Origin of the sequence: Pseudomonas sp. NY15437 (assembly GCF_048068435.1) — a bacterium.
Lineage (GTDB): Bacteria > Pseudomonadota > Gammaproteobacteria > Pseudomonadales > Pseudomonadaceae > Pseudomonas > Pseudomonas nitroreducens_B.
Map to the genome: position 1 here is coordinate 20,580 of NZ_JBLUQC010000018.1, position 19,247 is coordinate 39,826.

Genomic DNA, 19,247 nt, shown 5'->3' on the forward strand with positions numbered 1-19,247 from the left:
TCCCTGAAGGGAGAGGGAGCTATCCGAGCCGGCTGACACATCAGCTTCATCCGGCGCCGATCCAGTCCCCTCTCCCTTCAGGGAGAGGGTTAGGGAGAGGGTCGTATCCGGTGAATCAGTTGTTGGCCGTGGCCACCTTGGCCGGGGCCGTCCAGACCACGTCCTTGATGCTCAGCTTCTTGGGAATCAGCTTCAGGTCGGTGAAGGTGTCGGCGATCTTCTGCTGCGCGGCGGTCACTTCCGGGGTGATCGGCTGGGCGCCGTAGCCCTGGCGTTTCACCGCGGTGAAGGTGATGTCCGCCGGCAGGCCGAGCAGCGGCGCGACCTGGTCGGTGACCTGCTGCGGGTTCTGCTGCGACCACTGGCCCACCGAGCGCACTTCGTCGATCAGGGTGGTGATCACCTGCGGGTGATTGTTCGCGTAGGGACGGGTCGCCAGGTAGAACTGGTGGTTATCCACAAGGCCGGTGCCATCCACCAGGGTGCGGGCGGAGAGCTGCTTCTCGGCGGCGGCCTGGTACGGGTCCCAGATGACCCAGGCATCCACGCTGCCGCGCTCGAAGGCGGCGCGGGCGTCGGCCGGCGGCAGGTACACGGGCTGGATGTCGGTGTACTTCAGGCCGGCCTTCTCCAGGGCGCGCACCAGCAGGTAGTGCACGTTGGAGCCTTTGTTCAGGGCAACCTTCTTGCCCTTGAGCTCGGCCACGGATTTGATCGGCGAATCCTTGGGCAGCAGGATCGCTTCGCTGGTGGGCGCCGGCGGCTCGTGGGCCACGTAGACCAGATCGGCGCCAGCGGCCTGGGCGAAGACCGGCGGGGTTTCGCCGGTGACGCCGAAGTCGATGCTGCCGACGTTCAGGCCTTCCAGCAACTGCGGGCCACCGGGGAATTCGGTCCATTGCACCTTGACGCCCTGCTCGGCCAGGCGCTTTTCCAGCGTGCCGCGGGCCTTGAGCAGCACCAGGGTGCCGTACTTCTGGTAGCCGATACGCAGGGTACCGGGTTGTTCATCTGCCTGGGCGTTGTAGGACAGGGCCGCGATCAGCAGGGCCGCCAGTCCACTGCGCAAAGTGAGGGTCCGCATGGGAGTGCTCCTTTATCGAGTGTGCTTGCCGGACCTGCGGTCCCGTTGGCGGGACGGTGAGGGCCTGTTCGTGTTTGACGCAGCGGGCGCCTGCCGGGTTGGGGCTTGGCGTTCGCGGCGTTGGTTGGTCGGTCAGATGCTCCAGCGGGCGTTGAGCAGCCGCTCATTGAGCAGGTTCGGGTCGATGGGTTTCGGTCGTCGCGCCAGGGCGCTGTGGAACTGCTCCAGGGAGTCCAGCAAACGGTGTTCGAGAGTCGATTCCAGGCGCGCCGGGGTTGTGCCCTCGGGGTAGTGCACCTGGCTCTCCTCGGCGAACACGCCGTGCAGGGTTTCCTGGGCCTTCAACGCGGCGAGGACGGGCTTGAGCGCGTAGTCCACCGCCAGCATGTGGGCGTTGCTGCCGCCGGTGGCCAGGGGCAGCACCACCTTGTGTGCCAGCGCGCGCTCCGGCAGCAGGTCGAGAATCACCTTCAGCGCACCGGCGATGGACGCCTTGTACACAGGAGTGGAAATCACCACGCCGTCGGCGCGCAGCACCTGCTCGATCAGCTCGACCACGCGGGGGCTGTCGAAGCGCGCATGCAGCAGGTCCTCGGCGGGGAAGTCGCGCACGCTGTACGAGCGCACCTCGGCGCCGTGGGCGTGCAGCCAGTTCCGCGCGATGTCCAGGAGGACACCGGAACGGGAACGCTGGCTCGGGCTGCCGGCAAGGGTGACTACATACATCTGCACGCTTCCTTATAACGATCAGAGCGGTACAAATGCCGCGCTGCTAACCAATGTGCATAGACCTTAACAGCCCTTCGCATATTCCAATAAATGGTATTTATTCATTTAGTTATGCGATTTTGTTTTTAACGTAGGAGCGAGCTTGCTCGCGAAACGCTTCACGGCGGGTTACCGAAGAGCGTTCGCGAGCAAGCTCGCTCCTACAGGGAGGTGAAGGTCAGATGACGTGGGACTGGTGCAGCTCGGTCAGTGCTTCGCCGCGCAGGAAGGCCAGCTCCACGGCGCGGCGGTCGCGGGGACGCGGCAGCGGCACGGGGAATTCGCGGCGCAGGCGGCTGGGGGTGCCGCCCAGCAGCAGGACGCGATCGCTGAGGTAGAAGGCTTCGTCGAGGTCGTGGGTGACCAGCAGGATGCTGATGTCGTAGTCCAGCGCCAATTGCTGGATCAGGTCCTGCAGGCGGATGCGGGTGAAGGCGTCCACTGCGCTGAAGGGTTCGTCCAGCAACAGGACCTGCGGCCGGCCGTAGAGGCCGCGGACGATGGCCGCGCGCTGGGCCATGCCGCCGGAGAGCTGCTTGGGCAGCAGGCCGCCCTTGCCTTCCAGCCCCACGTCGCGCAGCAGGTGTTCGATGCGGTGGTCGTCGGCCAGCCAGCCGTCGGCGAAGCCGATGTTCTGCGCCACGGTCAGCCAGGGCAGCAGGCGCGGTTCCTGGAACACCACGCCGATGCCGCCACCGCCACGGCCGGTGTCGCCGTCCGGGCCGAAGCCCAGCAGCGGGTTGCGTTCCAGGGAGCCGGCGAACTCGTCGTCCAGCCCGGCGGCGATGCGCAGCAGGGTGCTTTTTCCACAGCCACTGGGGCCGAGCAGGCTGACCACTTCGCCCGGCGCCAGGCTCAGGCTGACGTCATCCAGCACACGCACGCCGGAGAAACTCTTGCGGATATCCCGCAGCTCCAACAGGGCGCTCATCGGCTCTCTCCGTTGCCCGCAAAGGTGTCGCGCCAGGCCAGCGCCCGCTGTTCCAGCGCCTTGAGCAGGATGTCGCTGAGCTTGCCCAGCACGGCCAGCACCAGGATGGCGGCGATGACGATGTCCGGCCGCGAGGTTTCCCGGCCATCGCTGAGCAGGTAGCCCAGGCCGCGGGTAGCGGCGATCAGTTCGGCGGCGACGAGGAACATCCAGCTCAGGCTCAGCGCGCCGCGCAGGCCGGTGAACAGGCTCGGCAGCGCTGCCGGCAGGAGGATGCGCCGCACCAGGGCGAAAGGCGACAGGTGATACAGCCGGCCCAGCTCCACCCACTTGCGGTCGACGTTGCGCACGCCGGCCACCAGCGACAGGTAGACGGGGAAGAAGGCGCCCAGGGCGATCAGCACGATCTTCGGGGTTTCGTCGATGCCCAGCCAGAGCAGCAGCAGGGGCACCCAGGCCAGGCTGGGGATGGCCCGCAGCGCCTGGAAAGTGGGCTCCAGGTAGGCCTCGGCGCGCTGGCTCAGGCCCACCCAGGTGCCGATCAGCACGGCGGCCGCCGCGCCGATGAAGAAGCCGGCCGCCACCCGCGCCAGGCTGGCGGCGACGTGTTTCCACAGCTCACCCTGGGCCAGTTGCCACAGCGTCAGCGCGACGCTGCTGGGCGCTGGCATCTGGTGCTCGGCGAGCCAGCCGACGCGCACGGAGAATTCCAATGCCGCGCAGAGGATCAACGGCACCAGCCAGGCGCGCCAGCCCAGCCGCGGCCAGCGCAGTGTCAATGCACGACGCTGGCGGGCCAGGCGCAGGCTCTGGGAGGGCATGGATTATTGCCCCGCCTTGGCGACGGCGGGTTTGCCGATCACTTCGCCGGCCAGTTGCGGGGCGATCAGCTGATCGACCACGGCGGTGACGTCGGTGCCCGGACGCACCAGTTGTTCGTCCAGCAGGATCGGTGCGGCGGCCTTGAGCGCGGCGACCTGCTCGGCCCCCGGCAGCGGCTTGCTGAAGTCGGTGCGCGAGAGTTGCAGCTTGGCCACTTCCAGCGGCAGCTTGGCTTCCTCGGCGAGCAGCTTGGCGGTCTCCTCCGGGTGGGCCACGGCCCACTGGCGCGCCTCTTCGTAGGCGGCGATGACCTGTTTGATCAGCGCCGGCTGTTCCTGCTCGAATTTCTCGGTGACGCTGAGCACGCCGTAGCTGTTGAAGTCGACGTTGCGGTACAGCAGGCGCGAACCGGCCTGCAGCTCGCTGGCGGCCATGTGCGGATCGAGGCCGGCCCAGGCGTCCACCCTGCCCTGCTCCAGCGCGGCGCGGCCGTCCGGGTGCTGCAGGTGGACGATCTCCACGTCGTTCTTGTCCAGCCCTGCCTGCTGCAGGCTGCGCAGCAGGAACAGGTAGGGGTCGGTGCCCTTGGTGGCGGCGATCTTCTTTCCCTTCAGGTCGGCGACGGACTTGAGCGGGGAATCCTTGGGCACCACCAGCGCCGTCCATTCCGGGCGGCTGGCGATGTACACGGTCTTCAGCGGGCTGCCATTGGCGCGGCTGAGCACGGCGGCCAGGCCCGCGGTGGAGGCGAAGTCGGTGCTGCCGGCGTTGAGGTATTCCAGCGAACGGTTGCTGCCCTGGCTGAACACCCAGCGCACTTCGGTGCCCTGCGGCTTGAGGGCTTTTTCCAGATAGCCGAAGTGCTTGAGCACCAGGCTGGTGGGTGCGTAGTAGGCGTAGTCCAGCCGCACTTCCTTGGGCGCGTCGGCGGCGTTGGCGGGGCTGTTGTAGGCGCCGATCGGCAGGCTCGCGAGAAGAGCGACGGCCAGGCTGCGGCGCCAGGTGGAATGACCCATGGTCTTCTCCTTGGCGGGGCTTGCGTCTTCTTCCCGTTTGGCGGGCAAGTCAGATCAAATAGATCGGATGGTGAGCAGAGCTGAATAAAAAAGCGCGGCGTGGTCCGCGCATGAAGGATAAAAATGGGCCGGCGGACCGGCCCGATTTCCGCTCGAGGTTTGCTCGTACAGTGACTCCCCGGATGGGGAGCGGAGAGTCACTTGTTCGGTTGCGGCGTCAGGCGCAGGTAGGGCTTGATCGCACGATAGCCTTTGGGGAAGCGCTGCTTGATCTCTTCCTCGTCCTTGAGCGAGGGCACGATCACCACGTCGTCGCCGTCCTGCCAGTTGCCGGGCGTTGCGACCTTGTGGTTGTCGGTGAGCTGCAGCGAGTCGATGACGCGCAGGATCTCGTTGAAGTTGCGCCCGGTGCTCGCCGGGTAGGTGATGGTCAGGCGCACCTTCTTGTTCGGGTCGATGACGAACAGCGAGCGCACCGTCAGGGTGTCGTTGGCGTTCGGGTGGATCAGGTCGTACAGCTCGGACACCTTGCGGTCGGCGTCGGCGATGATCGGGAAGTTGACCACGGTGTTCTGGGTCTCGTTGATGTCGTCGATCCACTTCAGGTGGGAGTCCACCGGGTCGACGGACAGAGCGATGACCTTGACGCCCTTGGCGGCGAACTGGTCCTTGAGCTTGGCGGTCAGGCCCAGCTCGGTGGTGCACACCGGGGTGAAGTCGGCCGGGTGGGAGAACAGGACGCCCCAGCTGTTGCCCAGCCATTCATGGAAACGGATGCGGCCTTCGCTGGATTCCTGTTCGAAGTCGGGGGCGATGTCGCCAAGTCGCAAGCTCATGGGTCTCTCCTTGTTCGTGTTGGTAGCCACTATGCACAAGGTCTTTCCGCAATAAAAAGAATATATTTTGATTTTCTTATAACCAAAACACCATTCTCGCCAGGACCCTGTTTGGCGGCGACCGCCGCCGGGACACTGAGCATAGCCAAGGCGCTGCCCGAGCCGGCCGGCAGCTGTTGCACGCCTGAAACGACGGCTTGCCGTTCGTCGCCATTCCTCTCCAGCCCCGGCGCGGCGGGGCTTTGCGGCATACACTCGATTTAATTGAGCCTTTTGATGAGGGAGGGCAGCGTATGTTGGGACAACGGGCCGGCGACGATCAGGCAGGCACTCATTACCGCAGCGACCGCATCAGCGCGGTCAATGGCCAGTACTTCTTTTCCACCCGCGAGGGGACGCTGGAAGGCCCCTACTTCACCCGCTTCGATGCCGAGCGCGAGGTGGCGCAGTACATCAACCGCATGCGACAGGCGGCGGGGCTGATGGCGCGCGCGCAGTAGCCTGCGGGCTGGCAGAAGGTGAAAAACCAAACCTCGGCCTGGTGCCGGGGTTTTGTTCGTCTGTTTCCGGAGATCGGTTCGCGAGCAAGCTCGCTCCTACGAAGAGCTCGCCGTCCTGTGGGAGCGAGCTTGCTGGCGAACCCACCGGCTGCGTCGGCCCTGCCGACGGATCGCGGGCGTGGCCCGCTCCTACAGGGTGACGCCACCGCTCGCTCCTGTAGGAGCGGACCTTGTCCGCGAAATCCTTCGCGACAGAATGCATAGTCACCCGAGACACCGACAGCCACCGCCTGCTCCACCGCTCCCGCCCTTGTAGGAGCGGACCTTGTCCGCGAAGTCCTTCGCGACAGAATGCACAGCCAGCCGAAATACCGACAGCCACCGCCCGCTCCACCGCTCCCGCCCTTGTAGGAGCGAGCTTGCTCGCGAACCCTCAGATGCATCGGCGACGAGTCGCGGGCATCAGGGCTCTTCGCTCTGCCCTACTCCGTGCATCCGCAGTTTGTTGGCAATGGTGGTGTGCGAGACGCCCAGTCGCTTGCCCAGTTGCCGGCTGCTCGGGTGCTCGCGGTACAGGCGTTCCAGCACGGCTTTCTCGAAGCGGCCGACGATGGCGTCCAGCCCGCCTTCCAGGGAGAAATCCCCCAGCGGATGTGGCGCCCCATAGTCCGGCAGGCGGATGTGCTCGGGGCGGATGGTGCCGCCCTCGCACAGGGACACCGCCTGGAACAGCGCGTTCTCCAGCTGGCGCACGTTGCCCGGCCAGTGGTAGCGGCCGAGGCGGTCCAGCGCCTGCGGCGAGAGCTTGGGCAGCGCACAGCCGATCTGCCGGCTGGCCTGGTCGAGGAAGTGCTCCACCAGCGGCTCCAGGCCGTCCAGGCATTCGCGCAGCGGCGGAATGTGCAGCGACAGTACGTTGAGGCGGTGGTAGAGGTCCTGGCGGAATTCGCCCTTGGTGCACAGCTCGGAAAGGTCCACCTGGGTCGCGCAGATCACCCGCACATCGAGGTACACCTCCTCGTCGCTGCCCACGCGGCGGAAGCAGCCGTCCTGCAGGAAGCGCAACAGCTTGGCCTGCAGGCGCGGGCTCATCTCGCCGACGCCATCGAGGAACAACGTGCCGCCGGCGGTCAGCTCCAGCAGGCCGAGCTTGCCTTCCGGGCGTGCGCCTTCGAAGGCGCCGGGGCCGTAGCCGAACAGCTCGGTCTCGGCCATGGATTCGGGCAGGCCGGCGCAGTTCAGCGCCATGAACGGCGACTGCCCGCGCGGGCTGGCAAGGTGGCAGGCGCGGGCCAGCAGTTCCTTGCCGGTGCCGGTCTCGCCCTCGATCAACAGCGGCGCGTCCAGCGGCGCCATGCGCCGCGCCTCGCGCACCACCGCGGCCATCACCCGCGAGCTCTGGAAGATGCTGTCGAAGCCGCGCAGCTCCAGGCGGCGCACGTTGTAGATACGCTCGCCGACCCGGTCGGCGCGGTGCAGTGTGAGCACGGCGCCGGCCAGCGCTTCGCTTTCGTCGTGTTCGGATTGCAGCGGCGCGATGTCGGCGAGGAACACATCACCCTTGACCTTCACCCGCAGGCCATTGATGCGCGCCTTGTTGGCCCGCACCAGCTCCGGCAGGTCGAGGTCCTCGGCGTAGCGCGACAGCGGAATGCCCGGCACTTCGTCGACGCGCACGCCCAGCAGCTGCGCGGCCGCACGGTTGCCCGCGACGATCTGCCCAGCCATGTCGATCGACAGCACCGGGAACTCCAGCGCCGCCAGCAGCGCGTTCAGCTCCAGATGGCGGCGCTCGCTGGGCATCAGGCCGACGCGCTTGACGCCGAATACGCCGGGCACCGCTTCGAGCTTGGGCTTGAGCGACTGGAACTGCAGGTTGATGAGGTTCGGGCAGAGCAGGTAGATGGCGTTGCCCTGCTCGCCACCGACTTCGCCGCGGTTGACGTTGATGCCGTAGTCGACCAGCAGGTTGAGGATGTCGCGCAGGATGCCGACGCGGTTCTGGCAGTGCACTTTGATGCGCATGGCGGGCCCGTGGTTGTCGTTGTGGTGGGCGTTCCGGCAGGTTTTTTCGCAAGACAGCCGGAAATTTCCGTCAAGAATATGTGACACATCACCGCACCTTCAAGCCACAACCTCACGACGGCGCCGCCAGTCGTCAGCATTTCTTTACGGATCGACCGCGTCCGCCGCTGTCGGCGCAGCGCCCGGGGGGCTGATCGGCGGCACGCGTCGCGCTATTGCTTGAGTCATCACAAGAACAGGCAGCTCGACGCCGGAGGATCCATGAAGACAACGCAATACGTGGCCCGCCAACCTGACGAAGACGGTTTCATCCACTACCCGGAAACCGAGCACCAGGTCTGGAACACCCTGATCACCCGTCAGCTGAAGGTGATCGAGGGCCGCGCGTGTCAGGAGTACCTGGACGGCATCGAACAGCTCGGCCTGCCCCACGAGCGCATCCCGCAACTGGGCGAGGTCAACCGGGTGCTGCAGGCTACCACCGGCTGGCGCGTGGCGCGGGTACCGGCGCTGATTCCGTTCCAGACGTTCTTCGAGCTGCTGGCGAGCCAGCAATTCCCCGTCGCGACCTTCATCCGCACCCCCGAGGAGCTGGACTACCTGCAGGAGCCGGACATCTTCCACGAGATCTTCGGCCACTGCCCGCTGCTGACCAACCCCTGGTTCGCCGAATTCACCCACACCTACGGCAAGCTGGGCCTGGCGGCGAGCAAGGAGGAGCGCGTGTTCCTCGCCCGCCTCTACTGGATGACCATCGAATTCGGCCTGCTGGAGACGTCCCAGGGCCTGCGCATCTACGGCGGCGGCATCCTCTCCTCGCCCAAGGAGACCGTCTACAGCCTCTCCGGCGAGCCCGAGCACCAGGCCTTCGACCCGCTGGAATGCATGCGCACGCCGTACCGCATCGACATCCTGCAGCCCCTGTATTTCGTGCTCCCCGAACTCAAGCGCCTGTTCGAACTGGCCCATGAGGACATCATGGCGCTGGTGCGCGAAGCCATGCGCCTGGGTCTGCACGCGCCGAAATTCCCGCCGAAACAGGCCGCCTGATCCGCTGCAATCGAGCCCATCTGTGCCTAGGATGAGACGTGCTCGCGCGCCTAAGATGGTTCGCGAGCGCACTCCTATGCCACCCCACGACAAGGAGAACCTTCATGACCGCACTCACCCAAGCCCATTGCGAAGCCTGCCGCGCCGACGCCCCGAAGGTGTCCGACGAAGAACTGGCGGTGCTGATCAAGCAGATCCCGGACTGGAACATCGAGGTCCGTGACGATCACATGGAACTGGAGCGGGTATTCCTGTTCAAGAACTTCAGGCACGCCCTGGCCTTCACCAACGCGGTGGGCGCCATCGCCGAGGAAGAAGGCCACCACCCCGACCTGCTGACCCAGTGGGGCAAGGTCACCGTCACCTGGTGGAGCCACGAACTTCGCGGCCTGCACCGCAACGACTTCATCATGGCCGCGCGCACCGACGAGCTGGCCGCGACAGCAGAGGGACGCAAATGAGCCATTTCGCCAAGGTCACCCGCGTACCGGGCGACCCGATCCTGGGCCTGCTCGAAGCCTATCGGGCGGACCCCAACCCCGCGCGGCTCGACCTTGGCGTGGGCGTCTACAAGGACGCCCAGGGCCTCACGCCGATTCCTCGCGCGGTGAAGCTCGCCGAACAGCGCCTGGTCGATTCCGAGACCACCAAGAGCTATGTCGGCAGCCACGGTGACGCGCTGTTCGCCGCGCGCCTGTGCGAGCTGGTGCTGGGCGTCACCTCGCCGCTGCTGGCCGGGGCCCGCGCCGACGCCACCCAGACGCCGGGCGGCACCGGCGCCCTGCGCCTGGCGGCGGAGTTCATCGCCCACTGCCTGCCGGGCAAGCACATCTGGCTGAGCGACCCGACCTGGCCGATCCACGAGACCCTGTTCGCCGCTGCCGGCGTGCCGATCAAGCACTACCCCTACGTTGGCGCGGACAACCGCCTCGACGCGGACGCCATGTTCGCCATGCTGGAGAAGATCCCCCAGGGCGACGTGGTGCTGCTGCACGCCTGCTGCCACAACCCCACCGGCTTCGACCTGGACCACGAGCAGTGGCAACGCGTGCTGGAGATCGTCCGCCGCCGCGAGCTGCTGCCGCTGCTGGACTTCGCCTACCAGGGCCTGGGCGATGGGCTGGAAGAGGACGCCTACTCGGTGCGCCTGCTGGCGCAGAACCTGCCGGAAGTGCTGATCACCAGCTCCTGCTCGAAGAACTTCGGCCTCTACCGCGACCGCGTCGGCGCGCTGATCGTCTGTGCCGAGAGCGCCGACAAGCTCACCGACATCCGCAGCCAGCTGGCGCTGTTCGCCCGCAACCTGTGGTCCACCCCGCCGGCCCACGGCGCGGAAGTGGTCGCCACCATCCTGGGCGACCCGGAGCTGAAGAACCTCTGGCTGGACGAGCTGGACGGCATGCGCGGGCGCATCGCCGACCTGCGCGTCGGCCTGGTGGAAGCCCTGCGCCCCCACGGGCTGGCGGAGCGCTTCGCACACATCGCCCTCCAGCGCGGCATGTTCTCCTACACCGGCCTGCAGGCCGAGCAGGTGCGCATCCTGCGCGAGGAGCACAGCATCTACCTGGTGAGCAGCGGCCGCGCCAACATCGCCGGGCTCGACGGCGAGCGCCTGGATCACCTGGCGGCGGCCATCGCCCGCGTCTGCCGCTGACGACGCTTTCTTCCCCCTCGACCGGCCACTGGGCCGGTCTTTTTTTGCCCGGTCTCGGGGGCAGCCCGAGCGTAGGAGCGGACTTCGTCCGCGATGTGCCGCCGGCCAGCGCGGAGCAGCCGGGAATCGATCGCGGACAGAGTCCGCTCCTACACAGGCTGGTTGCGCCGGCCTAAACCTGTAGGGGCCCGTACCGATGTCGGTCAGTAATCATCCCGCTTGCGAAACGCCCAGCGCCCGGCCAGGCCGGTGAAGCTGGCCACCAGCACCACCAGGATCCAGAAGCCTTCCGGGTCGTTGGCGAAGGGGATGCCGCCGACGTTCATGCCGAAGAAGCCGGCGATGATGTTGATCGGCAGCGCCAGCACCGTGACCACGGTGAGGGTGAACAGCGTGCGGTTGCTCTGTTCGTTGATCTTCGCGGCGATCTCTTCCTGCAGCAGCTTGATGCGCTCGCCCAGCGCGGTGAGGTCGTTGATCACCAGGGAGAATTCCTCGGTGGCTTCGCGCAGCACGCGCACGTCGTCCTCCGTCAGCCACACCGGCGGGCGGTTGAGCAGGCGCATCAGCGAGCCCGGTTCCAGTGCCAGCAGGCGTTGCAGGCGCACCAGTACGCGGCGCATGGCGCCCAGGTCGGCGCGGCTGGTGGCGAGGCGCGAGGACAGCAACTGGTCCTCGATGCGGTCCACGCTCAGGCTGGTCTCGCGGACGATGCGGGTGAGGATATCGCCCTGGTCGCGCAGCAGGTGCACCAGCAGCTCCAGCGGCGAATTGAAACATTCGCCGCGCTTCACCGACGAGCGCAGCGTATCCACCGAGCGCAGCGGCTGCGCGCGGGCGGTGACCAGCAGGCGGCCGCGGGCGCACACCCAGAGGGTGGCGACGTCCGAGGACATGCGGCTGCCGAAGTCGAAGACCACGTCGTTGACCACCGCCAGCAGCGCGTCGTCCACATGCTCGATGCGCGTGGAGCGCGAACCTTCGCGCAGGGTCTCGAAGAAGTAGTCGGGCAGTTCCAGGTGCGACTTCATCCAGCGCTCGCACGCCGCGTGCGCCAGGTTCAGGTGCAGCCAGAGGAACTCGTCCGCCGCGCGCGGCTGCCGCAGGCGCTGCAGGGCGGTGGGCGAATCGATCTCCAGACCGGGCTGGTCCGGACGAAAGCTGAAGCCGTAAAGCAGGCCGAACAGGTCGGAGTCCTGGTGGCTCTGGACGATGCTGTGGTTCATGGTTTTCTGCGCACGCAAGTGGGGCGCGCCTGTAGGGGCGAGCTTGCTCGCGAACCCGCACGGCACGGACTGTTCGCGAGCAAGCTCGCTCCTACGAAGAGCAGGTCAGGCCCGCCCTCCGGTGTTATCAGAAGCCCATGACCTTCACATGACAGGCAGGTGTCAGCCGAACAGCGCGGCGACCGTGCGCTCGCCCAGCGCCGGGCCGATGCTCATGCCCACACCGGTGTGCATCAGCACGGCGGTGACGCCGTCGGCGGCCTGCAGCACCGAGAACGGCCCCGGCCCGCGCGCGCCATAGACGCCCTGCCAGCGCTCGACCACCTCCACGCGCGTGCCCAGCGTGTCCTCGGCCAGCTCCAGCATCAGCCGGTCGACGAATTCGGCGTTGAACGGCGCGGCGTCGCTGCCGTAGTGGTGGGAGTCACCGATGATCAGCTCGCCATGGGGCGTGGGGCTGACCAGCAGGTGGATGCCCTGTTCTTCCAGCTCCGGCGTCTCGCGGCGGATCTGCGCGCGCACCGCCTCGGCCTCGGGCAGGTCGGAGAAGGCGCCGTAGTGCACGCAGCTCAGGCCGGTGAGAATCGAATGGGCAAGGCCGACATCGACTTGCGGGCGGGCGCGCAGCATCTGCAGACGGCACACCTGCGGCTCCAGCGGCGCGATGATCTCGGCCAGCAGTGTCTGGTAGTCGTGGCCGGAGCAGACGATCACCTGTCCGGCGGTGAAGGTCCCCGCGGTGGTGCGCAGCACGCCGGTGTCGACATCGCGCACCAGGGTGGAGAAATGGAACGCCACGCCGTGCTCGCGGCGCAGGTGGTCGATCAGGCTCGGCAGCGCCTCGCGGGAATACAGCTGCTGGTCGTCGAAGCCCACCAGCGCGGCGCGGTGGTGGCGGAACTGCCCCTGGTAGAGGTCGTTCAGTTCGCTGCCGCGCAGCAGGCCGACGCGGTAATCCAGCGCGTTGGCACGGCCGGCGCAGAAGGCTTCGAGCAGGTGCTCCTCGGCTTCGCTGCGGGCGAACAGCAGCGAGCCGTTGCGCCGCAGGGAGAACCCGGCGCCCTGCGCCCAGTGCGCCCAGATCGGCCGGCTGGCGCGGGCCAGGTCCGACATCACGCCCGGCGGCTGGCCGGTGACCAGCGCCTGGCCGAAGTTGCGCACCGAGGCGCCCAGGGGCGTGGCGGTGCGCTCGAAGACGCGCACGGAAAGGCCGCGGCGGGCGGCGGCGTAAGCGTGGGAGAGGCCGAGGATGCCGGCGCCGACGATGGCGACGTCGCAGTGGGTGTGGGTCATGGGGGATGTCCTGCGTGGTGAAGAGCCCCTCTCCCCAACCCTCTCCCTGAAGGGAGAGGGGGCCCTCCTCTGCCGAGAAGAATTCCGGGTTCATCCTGCGACGTCGGGGCATTCAGGCAACTGCCTTCAGCAACCCGCTGCCTGGGTCAGCAAGCAAATGACACGTCGGTCGCGCCGCCCTGTCACGCTTCGCTGGCCAACAGGATTTCACCCACCTCGAACCAACACGCCGAGCAGCCCCCTCTCCCTTCAGGGAGAGGGTTGGGGAGAGGGAGCCGCCAGCGCCGAACCCCAGACGAACTTCAGCCGAGCCTTACTTCTGCGCGACCTTCTCCGACTTGCCGTCATAGCGCTTGCGCCATTCGGCGAGGATCTCGTCGCGGTTCTTCGAGGCCCAGGCGAAGTCGTTCTTGATCAGGCGCTGCTCGTAGTCGGCCGGCAGTTCGGTCTGCGGCTTGGCGATGCCCGGCTGCGCCAGCACGGCGAAGTTTTCCTTGTACAGCTCCATGGCCTTGGGGCTGGCGGAGAAGTCGGCGAGTTTCTTCGCCGCGGCTTCGTGCTGGGTGCCCTTGACGATGCCGGTGGCCTCGATTTCCCAGCCCAGGCCTTCCTTGGGCAGGACGATGTCCAGCGGTGCGCCCTGGCGCTTGAGCTGCACGGCCGGGTACTCGAAGGAGATGCCGATCGGGAATTCGCCGGCGGCGGCCAGCTTGCACGGCTTGGAGCCGGAGTGGACGTACTGGCCGATGTTCTCGTGCAGGGCGTCCATGTAGGCCCAGCCCTGCTTCTCGCCGAAGGTCTGCAGCCAGGCGGAAACGTCGAGGAAGCCGGTGCCGGAGGACGCCGGGTTGGGCATGACGATCTTGCCCTTGTACTCGGGCTTGGTCAGGTCCTGCCAGCTCACCGGCTTCTCCAGGCCCAGCTTCTGCGCCTCGACGGTGTTGAAGCAGATGGTCGCGGCCCAGACGTCCATGCCGACCCAGGCCGGCGGGTTGGCCGGGTCGCGGTAGTTCTTGCCGATGGCGTCCAGGTGCTTGGGCGCGTACTTCTCCAGCATGCCCTGCTGATCGAGGATGGCCAGGCTGGAGGCGGCCAGGCCCCAGACGGCGTCTGCCTGCGGGCGATCCTTCTCGGCCAGCAGCTTGGCGGTGACGATGCCGGTGGAGTCGCGCACCCACTTGATCGTGATGTCCGGGTTCTCGGCTTCGAAGGCCTGCTTGTAGGCGGTCAGCTGTTCCGGTTCCAGGGCGGTGTAGACGGTCAGCTCGGTGTCGGCGGCGTGGACCTGTGCGGCGAAACCGGCAACCACGGCGGCGGCGAGGGCAAGACGTTTGAACATGTGGAGCTCCTTGGCAGTGTGGGTCTCCCGCGCGGGGCGGGTTTGTCAGGGGTTGAGCCCGGCACGCGAGCACCGGGCGACAGCGTCCAGCGGTGTTACGGGTTCGCGCCCCTCCTCCAGGCCTGGGAGCGGCGCAGCAGGCCGCGGGAGGCGCCGGCCAGCAGCAGCGACACGGCGGCGGAGGTGAGCAGGATCAGGGTGGACATGGCGGCCGCGCCGCCGACGTTGCCGGAGTCGTCCATGTTCAGCACGGCGACGGCGGCCAGGAGGGTGTCCGGGGTGTAGAGGAAGATCGCCGCGGACACCGTGGTCATCGCCGAGACGAACAGGTAGCGGGTGATGTCCAGCAGCGCCGGCAGGCAGATCGGCACGGTGACGCGCAGGTAGTGGCGCCACAGCGGCATCTTCAGCGACAGCGCGGCCGCCTCGAACTCGCCGTCGAGCTGGCGCAGCGCGGCGGTAGCGGTCATCTGCGCGGTGGTCAGGTAGTGGGCGATGGTGCACACCACCAGCAGCGCCATGCTGCCGTAGAACACGTGCAGCGGGTTGCCCGGCAGGTTGAAGAAGAACACGTAGCCCAGGCCGAGCACGAGGCCCGGCACGGCCATCGGCACGAAGCACAGCATGCGCAGCAGTTGGCTCAGCCAGCGCTGCTCGCGGGTTTTCTCGATCAGGTAGGCGCCGGTGAAGATCAGCGCGCTGCCGATGAGCGCGGTGCACGCGGCCAGGGTGAGGCTGTTGCGGTAGGCCAGCCAGCCGCCGCCGGCCGTGGTGTCGAAATCGTAGTGGTGCAGCGACAGCGAGAGGTTGTACGGCCAGAACTTCACCAGCGAGGAGTACACGGCCATCCCCAGCACGCCCAGCAGTACCGCGCTGATCAGCACGACGATGGCAAGGAAGGCGCCGTCGCGGCGACGCGACGGTTTGGGATGATAGACCTGCGCACGACCGCTCATGGCGTCGCCCTGGCGGCGACGCAGCCAGGTGTCGACGGCGAAGCTGAGCAGCGCCGGCAGCAGGAGGATCATGCCGATCTGCGCGCCTCGGCCGAACTGCTGCTGGCCGACCACCGCCTTGTAGGCTTCCAGCGCCAGCACCTGGTAATCGCCGCCCACCACCACCGGCACGCCGAAGTCGGTGATGGTCAGGGTGAACACCAGGCAGAACGCGGCGAACACCCCCTGCCGCGAGGCCGGCCAGGTGATGCTGCGGAAGGCCTTCCAGGGGCCGGCGCCCATGCTGGAGGCGGCGTCGAACAGGCGCGCATCGGCCAGCGACAGCGCCGACAGCAGGATCATCAGCGCGTGGGGGAAGGTATAGATGGCCTCGCCCAGGACGATGCCCCAGAAACCGTAGATATTGTCGGGCAGCCAGTGGCGCAGCAGGCCCTGGTTGCCGAACAGGTAGATCAGCGCAATCCCCGGCAGCATCGAAGGCGCCAGCAGCGGCAGCAGGGAAATCCCGCGCCACAGGCCCTTGGCCGGGATCAGCGTGCGTTGCAGCGCGTAGGCGAACAGGTAGGCCGCCGGCACGACGATGCACGCCACGCTGAGCGAGACCTTCAGGCTGTTGCCCAGCAGCCAGTGGAAGTTGGCGCTGCGCAGCAGCTCGGCCATGGCCGCCAGGCCGCCGCCCTGCCCCGCTTCGCCGCTGAAGCCGCGCCAGAAGATGGCCAGCAGCGGCATCAGCACCGCGAGGGTGAGCAGGACCAGCAGCAGGTATTTGCCGCCGCGGACGAACAGGCGATCACCCAGATCGCCGCGAATCTTGCCGGCCGAGAACACCGGGCTGTGTTTCACCACGGCATCCATCTCAGGCGAACACCTGCAGGCTGCGCGGCGGCAGCGACACCCAGATGTCCGGGGTACCCAGGCGCGGCATGTCCTCGGGCGCCAGCTCGGCAAGCAGCGCGTGGCCCGGCAACTGTTCCAGCTCAAAGCTCATGCGGCAGCGATTGCCGAGGAAGGTGATCTCGCGGACCTGGGCGCGGAACAGGTTTTCCTGGTGCACGGCAGGATTGACGCTGATCGCCTCCGGACGGCAGAACAGCCGGCCAGAGGCATTCGGCGCCTGGCTGTGCAGGCGCAGGTTGAGGCCGCCGACGCGGGCGTGGCCATCGCTGCCGCGCTCGAACGGCAGCCAGTTGCCCTGGCCGACGAACTCGGCAACGAAGGGCGTACCCGGCGCGCTGTAGATCTCCTGGGCGGTGCCGTACTGCTCGATGCGCCCGTGGTTCATCACCGCGATGCGATCGGCCATCAGCATGGCCTCGTCCTGGTTATGGGTGACCATCACGGTGGTGATGCCCAGGCGCTTTTGCAGCTGGCGCAGCTCGCCGCACAGGTGCTCGCGGACGCGGGCGTCCAGCGCCGACATGGGTTCGTCGAGCAGCAGCAGCGACGGGCTGGGCGCCAGCGCACGGGCCATGGCGACACGCTGCTGCTGGCCGCCGGAGAGCTGGCCGGGGTACTTCTTCTCGCTGCCGGAGAGGCCAACCAGTTCGAGCATTTCGGCGACGCGGCGGCGGGCTTCGTCCTTGCTCGACGAGGTCAGGCCGTAGGCGATGTTCTGCTCCACGGTGAGGTTGGGGAACAGCGCGTAGGACTGGAACAGGATGCCGTAGTCCCGCGCCTGCGGCGGCAGGTTCGACACGTCGCGCAGGCCCAGGTGGAGGCTGCCTTCGTCCTGTTGTTCGAGGCCGGCGATGCAGCGCAGCAGGGTGGTCTTGCCGCAACCGGAGGGGCCGAGCAGGCACACCAGTTCACCGGCCTTGACCTCCAGCGACACGCCGTCGAGGGCGACGAACTGGCCGAAGCGCTTGCGAAGATGGCGCACGCTCAGCGGCGTGCCGGCGAGGATGGGATGCATGGCGGTACCTCGTGTGCGTGGGGTCCACGCCGCGTGAGCCGAGGCGTGAAGGAACGAGGTCCATGCTAGGGAGCGATTGCGACGGCACTATTGCTAAAGGGCCAAGTGCACCGATAGATCCATAGGCAGATTTGGGTATGGGGGCGAAAAAATTTGCGAAGTGACCTGTAGGAGCGGACCTTGTCCGCGAAATCCCGCGCGGCGGAATGGGACTTCACCGGCAAACGCCGACGGGTAGCGCCCATTCGCAGGAGCGCCCTGCCGGCGCTGTCGCGGGCATGGCCCGCTCCTACAGGGCTGCTCCGTCGATTCCGTAGGAGCGGACCTTGTCCGCGAAATCCCGCGCGGCGGAATGGACTTCACCGGTAGACACCAACGGGTAGCGCCCATTCGCAGGAGCGCCCTGCGGGCGCTGTCGCGGGCATGGCCCGCTCCTACAGGGCTGCTCCGGCGATTCCGTTAGGAGGGGAACTTGTCCGCGAAATGCTGCGCGGCGAGATTGATCTTCACCGGCAGGGGCTGCTGGGTAGCGCCCAAATGAAAAACCCCCGGCGTCACCGCCGGGGGTTCTCATCGGTACCGGGCCGCTTGCGTGGAGCGGCCGGTGCCATCCGGGCCAGGGCCTGCGCCCTCGCCCGCCATGCTCAGCGAACGGCTTCGAACAGGCCGGTGGCGCCCATGCCGCCGCCCACGCACATGGTGACGATGCCGTAGCGCAGGTTGCGGCGCTGCAGTTCGCGCACCAGGTGGCCGACCTGGCGCGAGCCGGTCATGCCGAAGGGGTGGCCGATGGAGATGGAGCCGCCGTTGACGTTGTACTTCTCGTTGTCGATCCCCAGGCGGTCGCGGGCGTACAGGCACTGCGAGGCGAAGGCTTCGTTGAGCTCCCAGAGGTCGATGTCGGCCACCTGCAGGCCCTTGGCCTTGAGCAGCTTGGGCACCGAGAACACCGGGCCGATGCCCATCTCGTCGGGCTCGCAGCCGGCCACGGTGAAGCCGCGGAAGAACGCCTTGGGCTTGAGGCCCAGTTCCAGCGCCTTGTCCAGGCTCATGACCAGGGTCATCGAGGCGCCATCGGAGAGCTGCGAGGCGTTGCCGGCAGTGACCGAGCCATCCTCGGCGAACACCGGCTTGAGGGAGTTCAGGCCTTCGAGGGTGGTGTCCGGGCGGTTGCAGTCATCGCGGTCGACCACGCCGTCGAGCACTTTCTTCTCGCCGGTGGCCTTGTCTTCCACCTGGTACTTCACGCTCATCGGCACGATTTCATCGTTGAACAGGCCGTCGGCCTGGGCGCGGGCAGTGCGCTGCTGGCTCTGCAGGGCGTACAGGTCCTGCTGCTCGCGGGTGACGTTGTAGCGGCGGGCGACGATCTCGGCGGTCTGGCCCATGGGGTAGTAGATGCCGGGGAACTCGTCCTTCAGGCGCGGGTTCACGAAGTTGTCGAGGTTCTGCTTGCCCATGGTCAGGGTAATGGACTCGACGCCGCCGGCCACCAGGATGTCGCTGCAGCCGGAGGCCACCTGGTTGGCGGCGATGGCGATGGCCTGCAGGCCCGAGGAGCAGTAGCGGTTCAGGGTCATGCCGGCGACGTGGATGCCCAGGCGCGACAGCACGGCGGCGTTGCGGCCGATGTTGTGGCCCTGGGCGCCTTCGTTGGAGCCGGCGCCGACCACGCAGTCGTCCACCAGCAGCGGCTCGAGGTCGTTGCGCGCCAGCAGCGCGTCGATGCAATGGGCGACCATGTCGTCCGGACGGGTCATGTTGAATTTGCCACGGAAGGACTTGGCCAGGCCGGTGCGGACGCTGTCGACGATCACCACTTCGCGCATGGGAAA

At 67.3% G+C, this 19,247-nt stretch carries 17 protein-coding genes; 4 read left to right on the top strand and 13 right to left on the bottom strand.

Translation table 11 applies throughout. The features are described from left to right. Window positions 1-115: 115 nt before the first annotated feature. The 6 genes from ACNFIA_RS28270 to ACNFIA_RS28295 all read right to left on the bottom strand — a co-directional run bounded on the left by ACNFIA_RS28270 (window position 116) and on the right by ACNFIA_RS28295 (window position 5,457). Entirely contained in the window at window positions 116-1,084 is a 969-nt protein-coding gene (locus ACNFIA_RS28270) for a sulfonate ABC transporter substrate-binding protein (RefSeq protein ID WP_416790333.1), read from the bottom strand. Between the two features lie 132 nt (window positions 1,085-1,216). Continuing rightward, complete coding sequence (gene ssuE, locus ACNFIA_RS28275) at window positions 1,217-1,810, bottom strand: NADPH-dependent FMN reductase (RefSeq protein ID WP_416790334.1); 594 nt, start codon at window positions 1,808-1,810, stop codon at window positions 1,217-1,219. Between the two features lie 220 nt (window positions 1,811-2,030). Next, window positions 2,031-2,783, bottom strand: a complete 753-nt coding sequence (locus ACNFIA_RS28280; RefSeq protein ID WP_416790337.1) for an ABC transporter ATP-binding protein — start codon at window positions 2,781-2,783, stop codon at window positions 2,031-2,033. Beyond that, entirely contained in the window at window positions 2,780-3,604 is an 825-nt protein-coding gene (locus tag ACNFIA_RS28285) for an ABC transporter permease (protein ID WP_416790338.1), read from the bottom strand. The genes ACNFIA_RS28280 and ACNFIA_RS28285 overlap by 4 nt, the downstream gene beginning before the upstream one ends. Before the next feature lie 3 nt (window positions 3,605-3,607). Then, entirely contained in the window at window positions 3,608-4,621 is a 1,014-nt protein-coding gene (locus tag ACNFIA_RS28290) for an aliphatic sulfonate ABC transporter substrate-binding protein (protein WP_259753804.1), read from the bottom strand. A gap of 197 nt (window positions 4,622-4,818) precedes the next feature. Then, window positions 4,819-5,457, bottom strand: a complete 639-nt coding sequence (locus ACNFIA_RS28295) for a peroxiredoxin (RefSeq protein WP_017517643.1) — start codon at window positions 5,455-5,457, stop codon at window positions 4,819-4,821. Window positions 5,458-5,750: 293 nt separating this feature from the next. Here ACNFIA_RS28295 and ACNFIA_RS28300 point away from each other — a divergent pair, with 293 nt between their 5' ends. Then, window positions 5,751-5,957: a DUF6316 family protein gene (locus ACNFIA_RS28300; RefSeq protein WP_259753802.1), complete on the top strand. Its 207-nt coding sequence runs from the start codon at window positions 5,751-5,753 to the stop codon at window positions 5,955-5,957. A 462-nt stretch (window positions 5,958-6,419) separates the two neighbouring features. Here the strand turns inward: ACNFIA_RS28300 and ACNFIA_RS28305 are convergent, their stop codons facing one another. Continuing rightward, window positions 6,420-7,982, bottom strand: a complete 1,563-nt coding sequence (locus ACNFIA_RS28305) for a sigma-54-dependent transcriptional regulator (RefSeq protein WP_259753800.1) — start codon at window positions 7,980-7,982, stop codon at window positions 6,420-6,422. A gap of 261 nt (window positions 7,983-8,243) precedes the next feature. On the opposite strand from ACNFIA_RS28305, the gene phhA reads away from it, so the two are divergent. From phhA to ACNFIA_RS28320, 3 genes are all read left to right on the top strand, one after another. Continuing rightward, window positions 8,244-9,032 (top strand): phenylalanine 4-monooxygenase, encoded by a 789-nt coding sequence (phhA, locus tag ACNFIA_RS28310; protein WP_416790340.1) that lies wholly within the window; start codon window positions 8,244-8,246, stop codon window positions 9,030-9,032. Window positions 9,033-9,136: 104 nt separating this feature from the next. Beyond that, a complete protein-coding gene (locus tag ACNFIA_RS28315; RefSeq protein ID WP_259753798.1) occupies window positions 9,137-9,493 on the top strand; it encodes a 4a-hydroxytetrahydrobiopterin dehydratase in 357 nt (118 codons plus the stop codon). Next, the gene (locus ACNFIA_RS28320) at window positions 9,490-10,686 is read left to right on the top strand and encodes an amino acid aminotransferase (RefSeq protein WP_416790341.1); all 1,197 of its coding nucleotides are present in this window, start codon (window positions 9,490-9,492) and stop codon (window positions 10,684-10,686) included. Before ACNFIA_RS28315 ends, ACNFIA_RS28320 begins: the two co-directional genes overlap by 4 nt. A gap of 203 nt (window positions 10,687-10,889) precedes the next feature. On the opposite strand, the gene ACNFIA_RS28325 is transcribed toward ACNFIA_RS28320, so the two are convergent. From ACNFIA_RS28325 to ACNFIA_RS28350, 6 genes are all read right to left on the bottom strand, one after another. Then, a complete protein-coding gene (locus tag ACNFIA_RS28325; protein ID WP_259753795.1) occupies window positions 10,890-11,912 on the bottom strand; it encodes a transporter in 1,023 nt (340 codons plus the stop codon). A gap of 162 nt (window positions 11,913-12,074) precedes the next feature. Further along, a complete protein-coding gene (locus ACNFIA_RS28330; protein WP_416790343.1) occupies window positions 12,075-13,205 on the bottom strand; it encodes a TIGR03364 family FAD-dependent oxidoreductase in 1,131 nt (376 codons plus the stop codon). A gap of 313 nt (window positions 13,206-13,518) precedes the next feature. Next, window positions 13,519-14,544 carry a putative 2-aminoethylphosphonate ABC transporter substrate-binding protein gene (locus ACNFIA_RS28335; RefSeq protein ID WP_416790345.1) on the bottom strand — a complete coding sequence of 342 codons (1,026 nt, stop codon included), beginning with the start codon at window positions 14,542-14,544 and terminating at the stop codon, window positions 13,519-13,521. A gap of 95 nt (window positions 14,545-14,639) precedes the next feature. After that, window positions 14,640-16,355, bottom strand: coding sequence for a putative 2-aminoethylphosphonate ABC transporter permease subunit (locus tag ACNFIA_RS28340; protein WP_416790347.1), 1,716 nt, complete (start codon window positions 16,353-16,355; stop codon window positions 14,640-14,642). Between the two features lies 1 nt (window position 16,356). Next, complete coding sequence (locus tag ACNFIA_RS28345) at window positions 16,357-17,412, bottom strand: putative 2-aminoethylphosphonate ABC transporter ATP-binding protein (protein WP_259753791.1); 1,056 nt, start codon at window positions 17,410-17,412, stop codon at window positions 16,357-16,359. A gap of 644 nt (window positions 17,413-18,056) precedes the next feature. Beyond that, window positions 18,057-19,241 (bottom strand): thiolase family protein, encoded by a 1,185-nt coding sequence (locus ACNFIA_RS28350; RefSeq protein ID WP_416790349.1) that lies wholly within the window; start codon window positions 19,239-19,241, stop codon window positions 18,057-18,059. Between the last annotated feature and the right edge of the window lie 6 nt (window positions 19,242-19,247).

Excerpts from the sequence above, each read along its gene's own strand:
- ACNFIA_RS28330 (WP_416790343.1), bottom strand. The coding sequence starts at position 13,205 with ATGACCCACACCCACTGCGACGTCGCCATCGTCGGCGCCGGCATCCTC.
- ACNFIA_RS28320 (WP_416790341.1), top strand. The coding sequence starts at position 9,490 with ATGAGCCATTTCGCCAAGGTCACCCGCGTACCGGGCGACCCGATCCTG.
- ACNFIA_RS28280 (WP_416790337.1), bottom strand. The coding sequence starts at position 2,783 with ATGAGCGCCCTGTTGGAGCTGCGGGATATCCGCAAGAGTTTCTCCGGC.
- ACNFIA_RS28325 (WP_259753795.1), bottom strand. The coding sequence starts at position 11,912 with ATGAACCACAGCATCGTCCAGAGCCACCAGGACTCCGACCTGTTCGGC.
- ACNFIA_RS28340 (WP_416790347.1), bottom strand. The coding sequence starts at position 16,355 with ATGGATGCCGTGGTGAAACACAGCCCGGTGTTCTCGGCCGGCAAGATT.
- ACNFIA_RS28315 (WP_259753798.1), top strand. The coding sequence starts at position 9,137 with ATGACCGCACTCACCCAAGCCCATTGCGAAGCCTGCCGCGCCGACGCC.
- ACNFIA_RS28285 (WP_416790338.1), bottom strand. The coding sequence starts at position 3,604 with ATGCCCTCCCAGAGCCTGCGCCTGGCCCGCCAGCGTCGTGCATTGACA.
- ACNFIA_RS28295 (WP_017517643.1), bottom strand. The coding sequence starts at position 5,457 with ATGAGCTTGCGACTTGGCGACATCGCCCCCGACTTCGAACAGGAATCC.
- ACNFIA_RS28270 (WP_416790333.1), bottom strand. The coding sequence starts at position 1,084 with ATGCGGACCCTCACTTTGCGCAGTGGACTGGCGGCCCTGCTGATCGCG.
- ACNFIA_RS28335 (WP_416790345.1), bottom strand. The coding sequence starts at position 14,544 with ATGTTCAAACGTCTTGCCCTCGCCGCCGCCGTGGTTGCCGGTTTCGCC.
- ACNFIA_RS28290 (WP_259753804.1), bottom strand. The coding sequence starts at position 4,621 with ATGGGTCATTCCACCTGGCGCCGCAGCCTGGCCGTCGCTCTTCTCGCG.
- phhA (WP_416790340.1), top strand. The coding sequence starts at position 8,244 with ATGAAGACAACGCAATACGTGGCCCGCCAACCTGACGAAGACGGTTTC.
- ssuE (WP_416790334.1), bottom strand. The coding sequence starts at position 1,810 with ATGTATGTAGTCACCCTTGCCGGCAGCCCGAGCCAGCGTTCCCGTTCC.
- ACNFIA_RS28345 (WP_259753791.1), bottom strand. The coding sequence starts at position 17,412 with ATGCATCCCATCCTCGCCGGCACGCCGCTGAGCGTGCGCCATCTTCGC.
- ACNFIA_RS28300 (WP_259753802.1), top strand. The coding sequence starts at position 5,751 with ATGTTGGGACAACGGGCCGGCGACGATCAGGCAGGCACTCATTACCGC.
- ACNFIA_RS28305 (WP_259753800.1), bottom strand. The coding sequence starts at position 7,982 with ATGCGCATCAAAGTGCACTGCCAGAACCGCGTCGGCATCCTGCGCGAC.
- ACNFIA_RS28350 (WP_416790349.1), bottom strand. The coding sequence starts at position 19,241 with ATGCGCGAAGTGGTGATCGTCGACAGCGTCCGCACCGGCCTGGCCAAG.